Origin of the sequence: Methylophaga thalassica MP (genome assembly GCF_000214595.1) — a bacterium.
GTDB classification, from domain to species: Bacteria; Pseudomonadota; Gammaproteobacteria; order Nitrosococcales; family Methylophagaceae; genus Methylophaga; species Methylophaga thalassica.
In genome coordinates this window covers 43,703-60,326 of sequence record NZ_AFIG01000001.1, presented here as the reverse complement: position 1 = coordinate 60,326, position 16,624 = coordinate 43,703, and the positions used below count along the sequence as shown (strand labels likewise).

Annotated in this window: 11 protein-coding genes; 1 reads left to right on the top strand and 10 read right to left on the bottom strand. The window is 43.9% G+C overall.

The annotated features are described in order from the left end of the window. Window positions 1–2: 2 nt before the first annotated feature. The 8 genes from MAMP_RS00265 to MAMP_RS00230 form a co-directional block, all read right to left on the bottom strand. Window positions 3–1,226: a multifunctional CCA addition/repair protein gene (locus MAMP_RS00265; protein ID WP_040576089.1), complete on the bottom strand. Its 1,224-nt coding sequence runs from the start codon at window positions 1,224–1,226 to the stop codon at window positions 3–5. A 16-nt stretch (window positions 1,227–1,242) separates the two neighbouring features. After that, complete coding sequence (locus tag MAMP_RS00260; RefSeq protein WP_007143947.1) at window positions 1,243–3,165, bottom strand: transglycosylase SLT domain-containing protein; 1,923 nt, start codon at window positions 3,163–3,165, stop codon at window positions 1,243–1,245. Window positions 3,166–3,275: 110 nt separating this feature from the next. After that, window positions 3,276–3,737 (bottom strand): chemotaxis protein CheW, encoded by a 462-nt coding sequence (locus MAMP_RS00255; protein WP_139031813.1) that lies wholly within the window; start codon window positions 3,735–3,737, stop codon window positions 3,276–3,278. A 9-nt stretch (window positions 3,738–3,746) separates the two neighbouring features. Beyond that, on the bottom strand, window positions 3,747–9,656 hold the full coding sequence (locus MAMP_RS00250) for a hybrid sensor histidine kinase/response regulator (protein ID WP_007143945.1): 5,910 nt from the start codon (window positions 9,654–9,656) through the stop codon (window positions 3,747–3,749). Between the two features lie 23 nt (window positions 9,657–9,679). After that, complete coding sequence (locus MAMP_RS00245) at window positions 9,680–10,945, bottom strand: methyl-accepting chemotaxis protein (protein WP_007143944.1); 1,266 nt, start codon at window positions 10,943–10,945, stop codon at window positions 9,680–9,682. 24 nt (window positions 10,946–10,969) lie between these two features. Next, complete coding sequence (locus MAMP_RS00240; protein WP_007143943.1) at window positions 10,970–11,518, bottom strand: chemotaxis protein CheW; 549 nt, start codon at window positions 11,516–11,518, stop codon at window positions 10,970–10,972. Window positions 11,519–11,520: 2 nt separating this feature from the next. Next, window positions 11,521–11,886: a twitching motility response regulator PilH gene (gene pilH, locus MAMP_RS00235; RefSeq protein ID WP_007143942.1), complete on the bottom strand. Its 366-nt coding sequence runs from the start codon at window positions 11,884–11,886 to the stop codon at window positions 11,521–11,523. A gap of 3 nt (window positions 11,887–11,889) precedes the next feature. Continuing rightward, window positions 11,890–12,261, bottom strand: a complete 372-nt coding sequence (locus MAMP_RS00230) for a response regulator (protein WP_040576291.1) — start codon at window positions 12,259–12,261, stop codon at window positions 11,890–11,892. 256 nt (window positions 12,262–12,517) lie between these two features. On the opposite strand from MAMP_RS00230, the gene gshA reads away from it, so the two are divergent. Then, window positions 12,518–13,792, top strand: a complete 1,275-nt coding sequence (gene gshA / locus MAMP_RS00225; RefSeq protein WP_007143939.1) for a glutamate--cysteine ligase — start codon at window positions 12,518–12,520, stop codon at window positions 13,790–13,792. Between the two features lie 5 nt (window positions 13,793–13,797). Here gshA and MAMP_RS00220 read toward each other — a convergent pair whose 3' ends face one another. Both MAMP_RS00220 and gatB read right to left on the bottom strand, forming a co-directional pair. Beyond that, a complete protein-coding gene (locus MAMP_RS00220) occupies window positions 13,798–14,940 on the bottom strand; it encodes an FIST signal transduction protein (RefSeq protein ID WP_007143938.1) in 1,143 nt (380 codons plus the stop codon). Between the two features lie 209 nt (window positions 14,941–15,149). Beyond that, window positions 15,150–16,592, bottom strand: coding sequence for an Asp-tRNA(Asn)/Glu-tRNA(Gln) amidotransferase subunit GatB (gene gatB, locus MAMP_RS00215; protein ID WP_007143937.1), 1,443 nt, complete (start codon window positions 16,590–16,592; stop codon window positions 15,150–15,152). Window positions 16,593–16,624 lie beyond the last annotated feature (32 nt).

Genomic DNA, 16,624 nt, shown 5'->3' with positions numbered 1-16,624 from the left:
CATTAGCCTCTACGATGGGTCGATAACACGCGTTCAATGGCATCGCATCGCTGCTGGCGTATGGCTTGTTTGATTTGTTCACCAGCCAAACCTTGTTCAAGTAGTGGCTTGATATCGATCTGTGACGCTTGTTGGAAGCATTCTGCAAAGGCCCTTTTTTCAGGATAATCGACGGTTTCATAACCAGGACGACCACGAAAGTCGGCTTCACCAGCGAGTAAAAACTGCTCAAAGCGTTCGGGGCGTCGAAAACTATCCAGCCCTTCGATAACCTCCAAAACTCTTGCCGCATCCAATTCAAATAATAAGTGAACATCGGTGTGGTATTCCGCTACTTTTGCGGCAAGCGTGGCAATATCTTTGGGGACTCGTAAACGTTGGCATAACTTGTTAGTGAGTTCTATGCTTGTCGCTTCATGACCGGCATGACTGGGGAGGATGTCTTTTGGCGTTAGACCTTTGCCTAAGTCATGACATAAAGCGGCAAATCTGACAGCAAGGTCATCGCTTAGTTTTGCTGACTGGTCAATAACCATCATCACATGAATTCCAGTATCGACTTCAGGGTGCCATTTTGGTATTTGTGGCACACCAAACAGCCGATCCACTTCAGGAAATAAGCATGAAAGGGCGTTCACCTGTCGAAGGCTGGTGAAAAAGACCGATGGCTGGTCAGTTTGTAACGCTTTTGATAATTCTTGCCAGACGCGTTCAGCAACAAGATGTTCTAACTCTCCACTGGCTACCATCTGTTTGATCAGCTGTTGTGTTTCTTCAGCAATGGCAAAATTAAAGCGTGCAGCAAAGCGCGCGATTCGCAGAACCCTGACAGGATCCTCAACAAAAGCAGGAGAGACGTGACGGAGAATGCCTTTCTTTAGATCATTGATGCCATTGAAGGGATCGATAAGATCGCCATCCACTGATTCTGCAATGGCATTAATCGTGAGATCACGCCGAGCAAGATCTTCTTCTAATGTAACCTCTGGTGAAGCATAAACAGTAAAGCCCTGATAACCATGGCCGGATTTTCGTTCCGTTCTGGCGAGGGCATATTCTTCCTGAGTTTTAGGATGAAGAAAAACCGGAAAGTCTTTACCTACGGGTTTATATCCGTTTTTTAACATATAGTCTGTAGTGGCACCAACCACCACCCAGTCACGATCTTTGACGGGTTTTCCAAGCAGTTTGTCCCGAACGCAACCACCTACAAGATAAGTTTGTATGGTGTCGATAACAACCTTACTCCGATTTTACTTTGGGCATTCTTTCAGACAACGGTTTAATGGATTGGTTACGCTGACTATCAAAAATAGCCGCGTAGCTCATCACTGTCTGAACATAATGCCGTGTTTCATTAAAAGGAATATTTTCAGCCCATATATCAGCATCAAGTGAGCTGTCTGGCAACCACTTGTTCACGCGATGTGGTCCGGCATTGTATGCCGCTGTAGCCAGAACCGGGTTTTTCTGGTTTTCATCATACATACGGCGTAAATAGGCACTGCCGAGTTCGATATTACGTTCTGGACGGTACAACTCACTAAGTTGTTTGAGTGGACGATTAATGATTTTGGAGATTAATCGTCCGGTGTCCGGCATTAACTGCATAAGTCCCATCGCACCGGCATGAGACCTAGCTTCAGGGTTAAAGGCACTTTCCTGACGGGCAATGGCTAACAGCCAGGATGGATCCAGCCCCTGAGCTTTTCCAGCTTGCAACATGGCATCGTCATAGACAACTGGGAAACGCAGGTCCAGGGCATCCCAGTATTGTGCTTTACCTAATAAAGCGATGGTTTGATTATGCCAACCCCATTCATGAGTGATCATGGCGATCATCTGAAGCTCGCGATCTGGCCGTGTCTGTTTCAAGTGATAGGCTTCCCGGCGCGCTTCCAAATGCATATTTTGCAGAAAAAACTCATGTAAACGTTGAATAGCAGGCTGTTTTCTCAGTGCTGCCATTTCTTCTTTAGTAACCGGTATGGGCCGGTGATTCATTTTATAAGGCTGGGTTAAGTGGTCGGAAGCAAGAAACGAATAATAGTCACGTTTGCCGAGAATGGCTGAAAAGGTCTGATTAGCCGCTGCTTTTTGTCCCTGCGCTTCCTGACTTCTGCCCAGCCAATACTGCCAGCGTGTCGAGCCCAGCTCATCAATGTTCATTAGCTTGATAGCTTTCTCTACGGCTTTCCAGTCTTTTTGCCACAAAGCTGCGCGAGCCTGCCATTCGCCGCCAGGGATATCACCGAAATAGGTCAGTGCTTTTTTATCGCGGTTAAGTGCCGCCCATTTACCGATGGCTTTTCTGACTTCAATGACATCTTGTTGCGTAAATTGATAGCGAGGTTTGATGTTTAACCAACTGTTGAAGGCTTGTTCTGGCGAGCGTCTGGCCAGTCGTTGTAGACCATGAATAATGATTTCGCGGTTTAGCGCATTATCCTTGCTTAATGTTTTATCTTTAGCCAGTCCATTCAAAACAGGGAGAGGGTTATCATGAATGGATTGCCACTGTTTGACTAATAGCTGGTTTTGTTCAGGATTGGCTGTTGATTTGGCTAAGTAATTGGCCATAGAAAACTGATTATCACGAAGCGCTAACATCATGCGTTGATGACGTAGATCTTTATTTAATAAGCCAGCGGCTTCCCAGGCTGAAAATACCGGGTCACACGCTTTTTCCTGAGAGTGGGGAACAAGCCATAATTCTGGTGCCTGCTCGAATGCTTTTTGTTTTTGGCCGGTAGCCAGTAAAGCTTGCAGGTAATAACACTGCCTTGTTGCTGTTTGTGGTGCCTGATAAAAGCTCAGATAATCAGTCCACCTTTTTTGCTGAGCTAATTTATTTAACCAAAAGTTGCGTAAGCGTTCTGCATAAAAGCTGCCATCTTCTTTTGTCAGAAATTGATGCATTGATGCATTACTTGCCTGATTGAGTCGGCCATTGAGGTAAAGATACTGTAAATATCCTTGTAGTGGATAACCATCCAGTTGTTTATAGAGCGCTTGATAGCGGGGGATCTGGTTGTCCTGTAATGCTTTTTTGGCCTGTTGAAATAATTGACGCTGTTTTGCGAGTTGCGCGGCATCATCGCTATAAGCCAGAGGACTTAACAGCAGACATAGAATAAAAAACGGCAGTGTTTTGAGTAGTTTCATAGCTACTATGTTAAACCATATATACAAACAAAATCAGCCCATCAATAAATAAAAATTGAGAGTGATTGACTGTGTTAATCGAAGGTCGGATTTTAATCGTTTCAGACTAATTAACTGGCATTCTTGATAGCCAGTTCAAGATTATCAAGATGAGGGATGAACGCGACTTTATTGCCGATTTTAATCTGACAATATAAGTACTCAGAAGCATTCTGATCATGCGTCATTTTTAACGCAGATGCATTTAAGGTGATGAGTTGGGGGGAGCCTGTGCAGGGAATAGCATAAAAACCGATATCTGCTTCAGTATTGATGCCTTCAATGATACAGAGTTTATTGGCCGGATAAACTGTTTCCACATCCTGTGCTAACAAGGTTTCAAGATCGACAACTGCCAGCGATTTTTGCTGCCAATCAACCCATTCCAACCATGGTGTTGTTCTTGTTGAGGAGGAGTTGATGGTGGCTTTCGGAATAACTTCAGTAATCGTACTGTTCGGCAGCAGCAGGTAATGCTTTTGCAATGGAATCAGCATGCAATGAATAAATTGGGCTTGAGCTGGTTTTTCCATATCTGACATCTACTGTGTGGGTTCTTGAAACGTGTCTTTACCGAGCAGCTTTTGCATCTGCCAGATAAGCTCTTCTTCCTGATAAGGTTTACCTAAATAAGCATTGACACCTATTTCGAGAGCTCTTTCACGGTGTTTATTACCTGTTCTTGAGGTAATCATGATGATAGGAAGATGCCTGAATTCTTTATCGTTGCGAACAATGGATGCGAACTCAAATCCATCCATGCGGGGCATCTCAACGTCTAACAGAATGATGTCCGGTTTTTGTTCATGTAGTTGCGACAGAGCATCCACGCCGTCACGAGCTGTCATGACTTCAAAACCGATTCGACGTAGTAAATTGCCTGTAGCCTTGCGCATGGTGATCGAGTCATCAACGACCATGGCTGTTGGTAATCTGTCCTGTAATTGCTCTAACTCTCGTTCAAGATTAATTGCATCGTCAGTATCTAGCGTGATGTGTTGACTGCTATCCATTAATGTCGGGATATCCAGAATAAATACCACATGACCATCACCCAGAATGGTAGCACCATTGATTGCGGAGATATGTCCAAGCTGAGTACCGACTGACTTTATGACAATTTCACGATTACTGACAATATCATCGACTAATAGGGCAATACGCAAATCACCTGAGCGGAATAGCAGTAGCGGCATTTGATGTTTTAAGTTATCAGACAGTGACAATGGCTTATCGAGTAATGAACTGAGCGGCATAAACCGATATTTCTCTCCATGGAAATCATAGTGCGGTTTATGCGTGCCTAACATCAGTTTGATATCGCGAACGCTAATGCGCTGACCAGCGTTTATGGTGTTAAGCGGTAAGGCATATTGCTCATCTTGAACTCGAATGAGCAGGGCCTGAATGACCGACAAGGTCAGCGGCAGACGAATAATAAAGGTGCTGCCTTTGCCACGTTCAGACTTGATGCTGAGGCGACCTTTCATGCCACGAATCTCATTACTGACGACGTCCATGCCAACACCGCGGCCAGCAAGTTGAGAAACATTGTCTGCGGTGCTAAAGCCTGAACTCAGAATTAATTGTGTCAATTCATCATCTGATGGCATGTTATCGTGACTGATGAGGTTCATCGATAATGCTTTTTCACGAACCTTGTCTATATTGATACCTTGGCCGTCATCACTGATATTGATGACAATCTCAGAACCTTCACGAGTGATAATCAATGACAGCAGTCCATTGTCTGGTTTGCCATTATTGATACGTTCGTCACTATCTTCAATACCATGCGCAATCGCGTTGCGAAGAATATGTTCCAGCGGTGCGACAAGTCGATCCAGAATGGTTCTGTCTATATCCAGCTCTGAGCCTCGGATCTTTAACTCTACTTTTTTGCCCAGCTCGGATGCTGTTTGTCTGACAATTCGCTCCAGTCTGCCAACGATGCCACTAAAGGGCAAAAGTCGCGTAGTCATCAAGCCTTGTTGTAAGTCAGTGTTCAGTCGAGACTGTTGAAGTAATATTGCATCAGTCTCTCTCACCAGCGTGTTCATTGAATGGCTGATGTCATGTAAGTCGATAACACTCTCTGTCAGACTGCGTGAGAGTTGTTGAATCATCGAGAAACGATCTAATTCTAGAGGGTCAAAATCTGATTCGTTTTTGATCCGTTCATCTTCGTAACGGAAAAGAATCTGGGTTTCCGTTTCAATCTCTAAATTACGTAACTGATCATGCAGGCGGGCAACGGTTTCTTCCATTTCATGCAGCTGCTGACGAAGCGCAACATGTTGTTGTGTTACACGATCACGAGAAATACTCACTTCACCAGCAAAATTAGTCAGATAATCCAGAAGATCAGCTCTTACCCTGACTTGCTCAACATGTTGTGGGGTAACGGCGACATCTGTTTGCGATGGTGCAACAGGCAAAATATCAGCAGATCCATCCGCATCGTGCTCGGCTTGTTTAACTTTTTCTGGGGCAGGTAATGGCCTGTCTTCAATATGTAAATCTTGACCTTGTGTGCGTGCAGTGATTTCAGCAATCAGTGATAAAGCGGTTTTGACGGCTTGTTGATTAGCTAACTGCTCCTGCATTTCAGCCAACTTATCCTGACAGCGCTGCAATAAATCAAAGAAGTCTTCGTCCGCTTTTTGTAGACCATCACTGACCGCCAGCACTAAGGTTTCGATCTGATGCGTCAGATCTGCCATAGGCATAATGCCTGTCAGTCTGGCACCACCTTTTAGTGTATGTAGATCACGTTGAAGTTGTAATGTGTCTTGTTCAGTGTGGGTATTACTTACCCAAGCCTTGATGATTTGACGACTGGAGTCGAGTAGCTCTTGTGCTTCAGCCGCAAAGGCTGACAATAAATCATCATCCACATCTGTAGGGATGGCATAGTCGGTTTCGTCTAAGTCAATGCCATCTTGATGCAGCGCTTTCTGCGTTAAATAATTATCAACACGCGTTGGAAAATCAGAGGAGGTTGATAAAGGCTTATTTTGCAACAAGCTTTCAATAAACTGGTTGAGCTGTTCGTATCCCTGCTCCAGTAAAGCATTTAAACCGATATCCTGGGGATGGCAGTGATTGATAAGTTTACTCAGGCTGGCATAGGTGTTTGCAATCAACCTTTGTTGTGCGTCCGATGCCGTTTGTTCCAGTTTACTCAGGGTAGCCGTTATCGCTTCAATATTTTCTTGATCAGATGGGACCTGTTGCCATTGCTTTAATTGTGTTGTGTAGTCCTCAAGCAGTTCGTCTGTTTCTTCCAGCAATGTCATTAAAAATTCAGGATCAATGACTGGCGCTTGCAGATTTTCACCTGATGGCATGAGCTCTGAGATGTATGATGATAATTCAATAAGATCAGGCTGTTCACCCTCTCCGGTAATATGCTGCAGTACCAGCTCAAAGCCTTCTACCACATTATTCATCAGTTTCATCTGATGATTGTCTAACACAACATCATTCATATGAAGCTGTTTGACTGCTTGATCCATTTCCGTCGCAATCATCGCCATGGCTTTAACGCCTGCAATATTGGCACAGCCTTTTAGTGAGTGAACTGAACGTAAGACAGGAGAGGTAATTTGTCTTGAGAAAGCAATATCGTTAAGGCTTTGTTTGAGGTTGGCAATATGCTGTTTAGCCTCAGCAACAAAGATAGATAATAATTCGTTATCTTCTTCATCAGCAATTTCATCCGCTTCTGCTTCTGATAAGGCTTTTGCTTTTATATATTCAGAAACACCGGTATTTTTTTGCCCAAGCTCAATAATGTAATGGTCAACAGAGCTTAGTGATGTCTGTTGTATCGGTGTTGATAGCGCTGAGCGGAATGCATCGATTTCTGTCAGTCGATTTTGTTGTGCAATATAGCGTTCAACACCAGTTTGTTGAGGTTCTTCAGCTGATTGTTTTTGTTTTGACGCCAGTCTCTGGAGGTATTTTTCAACGCTGGTGGCTGCCTTAGCAGGCTGTGGTTCAACACCCCATTTATCTCGGATATAACGCTCAACGCTGGTAGGAATAATGGCATCTATTTCAAACAGTGGTTTTGCCGGGAATTTCTGAGCATCGTGCTGTGCCTGATACGTTGTTAAATCAATATCCAGTCTTGCCTCATCGCGGGCTTTACGAATTTGGATATAGCGTTCAACAGAAGTCGGTCGATACTGTTCAGGTTGTTCTTTTGCTTCTTTCAGTAGCGGATTGAGGCAGGTTTCTTTGAGTTCATACAAGGCATTGATTTTATCAGGTGTGCTGATATCAGCTTGAGTGAAGCGTGATAATAAATCGGGCAATACCTGATAGGACTCTTGCACCAGTTTTTTCACCAGATGATTATCATTGCGATTGCCTTCTATCACGTGATTTAATACATCTTCAACAGCCCAGCAGAGCTCGGCAATGACCGTCGCACTGGCCATTCGACCACTGCCTTTTAGAGTATGGAAATGACGACGGGTTTCTGCCCGGGCGGTCTCATCCTGTTGATCGATCCAGGCGGGAATCTGATGAGCTAATTCCTGTAACACCTCTGTGGCTTCTTCGATAAATATTTCAGCGACTTCTCTATCGATACCTTCAGCAAATTGCCAAAGCTCGGTAGCGGGTAAATCGCTATTTTTTACATCATCTAAAACCGAAAGGCTCTGATCTTCTTCAGATAAGCTGATTGGCGTTTCGTCATCATTAGCAAAAGACAATGATGGCTCAGCATCTGGCATGATAGGCTCAATAGCCGCTTCAGCGTGCTCTGTAGCAATATCTTCTAGGGCTATCTCTGGTTCGGCTGTGAATTCAGGCCCAGCAGATATTTCGCTGTCACTATCAAATTGATGCAGTTTTGTTTTTGCTGTTGCTAAATAATCATCATCCGCATGACCATGATGACGAATTCCTTCCATATAGAGTTCACAGCAGGCGATGATGTCCGCTAGCTTTTGTAATTTAGTGGCAGAAAAATCATTGTTACCCTGCTTATATTCAGACAATGTGTCTGCGGTCAGTTTGATTATTTCCGCTGCGGCAGATTGATCCAGCATATCCAAACTACCGGCTATCAAAATGAGCTGTTGTTCTGTGTCGCCCAGTCCATCGGCGTAACGCTCGGATTTTTCCATCAAAGTGAGGGTTTCTTTGATGTTGGATAATTCAAGCAAACATTCAGACATCACTGTTTGGCGTAATTGATCGTTAACATTCGCCTGTGTTGATGATTGCAGTAGTGATTCAGCCTGCAACAGGCTATCAGCAAGCTGGGTTAGATCATCATCTCCCGGAACATCACCTCTGCTGCTAATGGCATTAAGTTGCTCGACCTGATGGTGTAATAAATTACTGGCTTCGTACTCGGCAAGTAGGGCCAGAGTATCGGACATGCTTTGTAGTTGCTTTGTCGTTGATTCAATGGTTTCAACAGTGATGTTGTTGTCATGGGCATGCTGATCGAGCTGATCTTTAATGTCCTGAAGCTGCTCAAGTAAAGCCAGGTGGGCATCGCCTAATGCGTTATCACTCATGCCATAGATACGTGAGCGTTGATCAAAGAAATAGAGCTGCAAAGTGGCTTTTAATAGTGTGACATTAGGCCCACGGCTGCTGGCTCTGGCGATAGCAAGCAGCAGTTGCTTTTCCAGATCGTCTGGGAAGTTTAATTGCACTGCCGCCTCACCCGATTCGCTATGTTGCTTGATCGGTTGAACCAGTTTGCCTAGTAAGGGTTTTATCTGGCCTGCAGAGGTCAGGCCTTGTTGTTGAATGGCTTCGATAAGGGTTTCAGCTGTCCACCAGAATAAACAGACTTTTTCCTGATGGCTGGATAATCGTAAAAAATGCACAATCGCATGCATTTGTCTCAAACTATCCTCATCCTGCTTACGCAACCACTGTAATAACAATACTTGAAAAACGTGACCCAGCTTACGTTGCTCGATATTTAATGCCGGGATTTTCCGTGCCGGGTTAGGGGCAATGCTATCCGGTAATACTACGGAGAAGCTCGGGTTGAACATCTCCATTTCAGTTTTTGCGTCCGCTTTGTAAGCTTTCCTTAGTTCATTGATCAATTCCAGTACGGCAAGTGGATGGTCCTGGAAGTCGTTATTCAGCAGTTTTAAATAATTAGGTAATAGTAATAGTGATTTCACAATGGCATCTTGTGCCATGGATGTATTGGCTACTTGATTATTCTGTAAGGCTCTGACGGTTTTTAGTGTTTCATCTGTCAGCATGGCAGCACCAGACATATTAATCATGTCCAATGTGCCTTTCACTTGATAAAGAGACTCGATGGTGTCGGTGAGTAGTTTATCGTCAGCCTGACCATCAAGAAAATTATTCATGGCCGCTAAGGCATGAGCAAGCGACTGTTGCAATTCATCTTGCAGCCAGACTAATGCATCGTAATTGCCTTTGATGAGTTGTGCCATTAGATGACTTTCTCCAGATAAGCTTAGCGTGGCAACTTGAAGCCAGAGACAGATTTACGCAGTTCATTGGTTAACTCAAGTAATCGACCAATGGAGGCTGCACTCTCATTTGTACCGGTTGATGTCTGCATAGTGATTTCCTGAATAACATTCATGTTTTCAGAGGTTGTCACAGCGGCTGTTGCCTGTTGTTTGGCATTATCAGAGATGTTGTTGATAAGTTCGGCCAATTGATGAGAAACGCTTTCAATCTGTTCAAGAGAAGTACCGGCATCCTGAGATAACTTGGCGCCAGCAACCACTTCGGTCGTACTTTGTTCCATTGAGCTGATCGCTTCATTGGTGTCACTTTGAATGGTCTTAACCAGCGCATCAATCTGCCGGGTTGCGTTACTGGATCGTTCAGCCAGACGCTGAACCTCATCAGCAACGACCGCAAAACCACGACCGGCTTCACCCGCCATGGCCGCCTGGATAGCAGCGTTTAATGACAGGATATTGGTTTGTTCAGCAATGTCGTTAATGAGTTCAACGATGTCACCGATTTGTTGCGAGCTCTCACCCAGACGTTTAATACGTTTTGATGTTTCCTGGATTTGTTCACGAATGGTATCCATGCCGTGAATGGCTTTTTTCACCGCACTGTTACCCTGGATTGCCAGGGATACAGATTGTTTTGCCACGTCAGATGACTGGCTGGCACTGCGGGATACCTGTTCGATAGACCCTGCCATTTGAGTGATCGATGAACTTACTTCAGTAATTTGCTGGGCCTGATGTTCACTGGCATCAGTCAGGTGTAATGCTGTTGCCTGAGTTTCTTGTGCGGCGGAAGCCACTTGCATGGTGGTCGAGTTAATTTGCTCAACCAGACTTCTTAATGCGTCAATCGTATAGTTGACTGAGTCGGCGATTGCACCCGTAATGTCTTCAGTCACGGTCGCGCTCACTGTAAGGTCACCATCAGCCAGATCGCCCATTTCATCGAGTAAGCGCAGAATGGCATCCTGATTATGGCGGTTTTGCAATTCCATTTTATCCAGTGAAACTTTTAACTGCTGGATAGTTGGGAAGCACAGATTGATGGCGGCAAGTGTACTGAGAATAAACAACACACCTACCCCGATGGCTATAAATAGCAGGTTGGGGTAAATAAGTGTGTAAAACCCGGTAGCAATAATGGCTAAACCTGCCAATGACAGAGCAAACAGCACGATAAAGGCGAGTAATCCTGGCCAGTTCTTACTGTTTTTCAGCGACGAAAATAAAAGCTTGCTGGTTGAGTTCATATATCTTGTCCTGATATCAAATTATTATGCGGCAGCATTAATAAACCTTTCATCTTCAATAAGTTTTGAAAAACTGAAAACGTCCCACTGTGTGTCTTGTTGATAAACCGTGCCGGTCAGATAAGGCGAAATATCTTTATGAGACGGTGTATTTATTTCATCCGGTTCACGTTGAAAATGTTTAAGCCCATAGACTTCATCAACTAATAAACCGCTATTGATATCCGCGTCGTTAATCACAATGATGCGGCTACGTTTAGATACTCTGCTTGGTTTGTCGATAAGGTAATGTTTCAGATCCAGCACTGGCAATAACTCACCTCGCAGATTCACAATGCCAAATACCCATGACTTAGCTTTGGGAACAGCGGTGATATGATCTGGTACCGGAAACACTTCTCTTGAATCGTTTAACGGAATAACAAAGTGATGATTACCAACACGAAACCCAATAGCCGACCAACTTTGTCCGAGTATTTCCTGCTGCGTTAAACCGGCGGCTTTTTGTCTACTGCGCTGTTCGATATCTTGCAGTATGGCAATGATGTCTTCAGGTGATTGTGGTTGCATCATAGTCATTTATCCAGCAACGATTGAATCTGCTCAATGATCTCATCCTCTGAGACCGGTTTACCAAGATAGCCTTTTGCTCCCTGGCGCAGTCCCCACATCTTATCGGTTTCCTGATTCTTTGAGGAGACAATAATGATGGGAATGTGACTTGTTTCATTGTCACGACTTAGAATTCGCGTTGCCTGGAATCCATTTAGATTTGGCATCACAACGTCCATCAGAACCAGGTCTGGTTGTTCTGTTTGAGTTATCGCTACGGCTTGTTCGCCGTCTTCTGCGATCAAAATCTGATGACCATGTCTTTCTAATAGTTTTTGTAGAACATAAACTTCTGTAGGGGAATCGTCAGCGATTAAAATTCGAGCCATAAGTTAATTTGCGTCCTGAGTTTTTTCCAGCAAATGTGTTCGGATGGCACCGAGTAAGTCTTCACGAGTAAAAGGCTTGGTTAAATATTGTTCAGCCCCTACAACGCGCCCTTTTGCCCTATCAAATAAACCATCCTTGCTGGAGAGCATTACTACGGGTATGTCCCTAAATTTAGGGTTATTTTTAACTAATGCACAGGTCTGATATCCATCCAGCCGAGGCATCATAATATCAATAAACAAAATATCTGGGTGATGAGCGCTGATGACGGGTAAAGCTTCAAATCCATTATCAGCTGTCAGTACATCACAACCAGCTTTTTTTAACAGTGTTTCAGCTGTGCGGCGAATGGTGTTACTGTCATCAATCACCATCACTTTTAGGCCGTTAAATTCGTTATCACTCTGGCTCACGACAATGTTATACCTGAATTATATTGTATTTCAGACGAAGATAACCCATTTTTGTTTTACAGGCTAGTGATGACTTGAGTTGAATAACGATATCAGCGAGCCCCAATTTCACAATGGAATAAGTATGAATGACTTGAAATATCAAATTTGTGTCCCATGTCTCTTCTTATCGACATTTATACTGATCTCTACACTTTAAATCACAAGCGAGCCAATCATGACTTCTGGTGTCCCACATTTAACTACAGCACTTAATGGACCTCTACTTAAATTAGAGGCAATATTGTTAGAAAAGCAGACGCAAGTCGAAACCTGGTTAAGACAGCAATGGCTCAAGACTCCTGCGCCTTTTTATGCTTCTGTCGACTTACGCAATGCAGGTTTCAAACTGGCTCCGGTAGATACCAACCTTTTCCCTGCGGGATTTAATAATCTCAATCCGTCATTTATCCCTTTGTGTATTCATGCCGCTCAGGCAGCAGTTGAACGTGTCTGTCCTACTGCAAAGCGTGTATTAATTGTGGCTGAAAATCACACTCGGAATCTATTTTATCTGGAAAGCCTGGAGACCTTGCGGGATATTTTTCAGAAAGCAGGGATGGAAGCACGTATTGGTAGCTTGTTAGAAGACATTAAGGAACCTGTGAGTATTGATTTACCATCAGGTAAAAAAATTACTCTGGAACCGTTGGTTAGAAACGGGAATCGTGTTGCTGTCGGTGATTTCTCGCCTTGTCTTGTCTTATTGAATAATGATTTATCAGCAGGACGCCCTGATATTCTGGAGAACCTTGAGCAAGAAGTTGTCCCACCATTGCGTGCAGGTTGGTCTACCAGAAAAAAATCTGATCATTTCACGCAATATAATGATGTGGCAAAGGAATTTGCCGAACAGATTGGTATTGATCCCTGGCTGGTTTCACCTCTGACATTGCAATGTGGTGAGGTGAATTTTAAAGAAAAGTCTGGCATAGAGTGCCTGGCCAGAAATGTCAATAATTTACTGACCTCTATTCGTGCCAAATATGCAGAATATGATATCGATAGAGAGCCGTTTGTGGTGGTCAAGGCGGATTCCGGTACTTATGGCATGGGAATTATGACGGTGAAAAGTGCTGAGGAAATTGAGAACCTTAATCGCAAACAGCGAAATAAAATGTCTTCTGCTAAAGAAGGGCTGGTTGTTGATAATGTGTTAGTTCAGGAAGGTGTGTATACCTTCGAGACCTTGGGAGATGAAAAGGCTGTGGCTGAACCGGTTATCTATATGATGGATCGTTATGTCATAGGTGGATTTTATCGGGTACACACGGGACGTGGTGTGAACGAGAATTTAAATGCGCCGGGTATGCATTTTGAGCCATTGGCCTTTGCCCAGTCGTGTAGTACACCCGAACAGAATGATCTGCCAGATGCTGAACCGAATCGTTTTTATGCGTATGGCGTTATTGCCAGACTGGCATTGTTAGCGGCAGCAAGAGAAATCGCCTGATTTAATCAGGCGTTGCGCTCACTTAAATAGGCGATAGTCATTGTTTGATTATGTAGCAGGCTATGACTGTCATCTTCACCTGAGCAGATTTCACCGTTTGAATAGAAACCCGTAATACCTGTCTGCATACCTAATAGCCTTTGAACAGCAAAGACTTCATCTGAGACTTGTGATTCCATCACCAGTTTGCGACCGACACAACTGACACATATGGCCAGCGCTTTATCGTTGATATTGACGTCTTTTTGCAAAATTTGTCTGGCTGCTTCACTGGCACCAAGCACCAAACGGTCATGATCTGACTTTAGAAAACGCACGGTTGAACCTTCTTTGATATTACCCGCAAAGGTTAGGCTATTTTCTTTTTCGTTAATGGCGAGCAATGTTCTGATTACATTAACATTCTTCTCATCCATGATCGCAAATGGAAAATTCAGCCCTGAAGCGGGTAATTGATTAGCGTAATAACCGATATACATCTTATAAAGTGGTAAAGCCGGTTTATTATCCAGCTCATATACAACATTTTTGTTTGAACGCGTAATTTGTCTGGGAGGACCATACGGTTGCCAGCCACCTAAGGCACCACTGGTGACGATGGCATCCTCACCGTAAATACCAACGGCAATCACCACACGATCCTGAATCTTGTCATTATTGATTAACAGAGTCTGTTTAAATGCAGCAGAGTCACCTGCTAACCCCCCTGTGATAGGAACGTTTGGTAAAATTTCCTGAAGGCCTTCTACCAACTCTGAACCATTGACATTCAAACCATCACTGAGCACAAAGACGCCTTTCAGATCGTCCATTTTTAATTCAGCAGCGATTTGTGCACCCAAAGCATGAGACTGTTCCATACTATTCACTGGTTTGCTAATAAACCGGAGAGTGCTTCGTTCCCATTGCATGGCGGTGATATGGATGCTGTCGTCATAAACGCCATCACCAGTAATCTCGCCCGAAGTAGTGCAGCCAATGATTTCTGCATTTGGATAGCGTTTTTTTATGGTTTTAGCAAAACCTTTATCATTGAAGCGGCTCACAGAACCGAAAACGAGAACCCAGTTGGCTTCAGGTAAGGGAGAGGCCGACGGTAATTTATTTAAACCCGTCTTGGCGGGGAGGTGCTCCTGTACAAACTTCATTGGTTGGTGAACCTTTGCTCCATCATTGGCTTTTAGCGCCATAGTCAAAAAAGCGTAACAAATCCATCGAGTGATACTACATCGTTTAGCTGTGAAGGGGAATCAGGTGAATAGGAATTTGTGAGCTGCCTCACAATGAGAACGTAAAATTGAAAATAAAAAGCCGCATAAATGCGGCTTTTTCGGTTTCTCTTGGTTTTGGATATTGATTATCCGTTGAGTTTTTTCTTTAATAATTCATTGACCTGAGCTGGGTTAGCCTTGCCTTTTGAGGCTTTCATGATTTGACCTACAAAGAAGCCTATCAGCTGTTCCTTACCATCCCGATATTGTTGAACCTGGTCTGGATTATTTGCCAGAACCTCATCCACCATCGCTTCAATAGCGGCGGTGTCAGTGACTTGTTTCAGGCCTTTGTTTTCAATGATTTCATCCGCATCTTTGCCTTCGCCAGCCCATAATGCTTCAAATACCGTTTTGGCAATCTTGCCAGAAATTGTATTGTCACTGATTCTGTTTAATACGCTGGCCAGTTGTTCTGCGCTAACTGGTGATTCTGAGATATCCAGATTAGCCTTATTTAACGCAGCGGATACATCACCAATAACCCAGTTAGCACACTGCTTGGCATCTTTGCCTCCGGTGGCTTGCAACAATGATTCGAAGTAGCTTGCCAGCTCACGGCTGCTGGTTAAGACTGATGCATCATAGAGAGACAGACCTAGTTCATTAACGAAACGGTCACGTTTTTCATTCGGTAATTCGGGCAATGTCGCTTTAATTTCGTTGATAGTGGCATCATCAACGATAAGAGGCAGCAAATCAGGATCCGGGAAGTAGCGGTAGTCATTCGCTTCTTCTTTGCTGCGCATAGCGCGTGTTTCATTTTTGTCTGCATCATACAGACGGGTTTCCTGAACCACTTCGCCACCAGATTCCAGTACATCAATCTGACGTTCGATTTCGTAATTAATCGCACGTTCAACATTACGGAAAGAGTTGATGTTTTTCAGTTCAGCACGTGTACCAAATTTTTCCTGGCCTTTGGGTCGAACAGAAACGTTAGCATCACAGCGGAAAGAACCTTCCTGCATATTGCCATCACATATTTCGAGATAGCGAACCAGAGAATGAATTTTTTTCATGTAGGCAACGGCTTCTTTTGCACTACGCATATCAGGTTCAGAAACAATCTCTAATAAAGGCGTGCCAGCACGGTTTAAATCAATACCAGTTTGGCCATCAAAGTCTTCATGCAGTGATTTACCGGCATCTTCTTCAAGGTGAGCACGGGTGATACCTATCACTTTTTCTGTGCCATCTTCCAGCTCAATATTGATATGGCCTTTACCCACTACGGGTAGCTCATATTGGCTGATTTGATAGCCTTTTGGTAAGTCAGGATAGAAGTAATTTTTGCGAGCAAAGACTGAACGTTCAGAAATTTCGGCATCAACGGCGAGGCCAAATTTAATGGCCATTCTGACTGCTTCAGCGTTGAGTACAGGTAACACGCCCGGTAAACCTAGGTCCACAGCACATGCTTGTGTATTAGGTTCGGCACCGTATGCGGTGGCAGCACCAGAGAAAATTTTAGACTTGGTGGCGAGTTGGGTATGAATTTCTAACCCAATAACAACTTCCCATTCCATATTGACGGCCTGATTATGAATGATAAAAAACG

Coding starts and splice junctions, on each gene's coding strand:
- MAMP_RS00260 (WP_007143947.1), bottom strand. CDS start 3,165: ATGAAACTACTCAAAACACTGCCGTTTTTTATTCTATGTCTGCTGTTA.
- MAMP_RS00255 (WP_139031813.1), bottom strand. CDS start 3,737: ATGGAAAAACCAGCTCAAGCCCAATTTATTCATTGCATGCTGATTCCA.
- MAMP_RS00250 (WP_007143945.1), bottom strand. CDS start 9,656: ATGGCACAACTCATCAAAGGCAATTACGATGCATTAGTCTGGCTGCAA.
- MAMP_RS00245 (WP_007143944.1), bottom strand. CDS start 10,945: ATGAACTCAACCAGCAAGCTTTTATTTTCGTCGCTGAAAAACAGTAAG.
- MAMP_RS00240 (WP_007143943.1), bottom strand. CDS start 11,518: ATGATGCAACCACAATCACCTGAAGACATCATTGCCATACTGCAAGAT.
- pilH (WP_007143942.1), bottom strand. CDS start 11,886: ATGGCTCGAATTTTAATCGCTGACGATTCCCCTACAGAAGTTTATGTT.
- MAMP_RS00230 (WP_040576291.1), bottom strand. CDS start 12,261: ATGGTGATTGATGACAGTAACACCATTCGCCGCACAGCTGAAACACTG.
- gshA (WP_007143939.1), top strand. CDS start 12,518: ATGACTTCTGGTGTCCCACATTTAACTACAGCACTTAATGGACCTCTA.
- MAMP_RS00220 (WP_007143938.1), bottom strand. CDS start 14,940: ATGAAGTTTGTACAGGAGCACCTCCCCGCCAAGACGGGTTTAAATAAA.
- gatB (WP_007143937.1), bottom strand. CDS start 16,592: ATGGAATGGGAAGTTGTTATTGGGTTAGAAATTCATACCCAACTCGCC.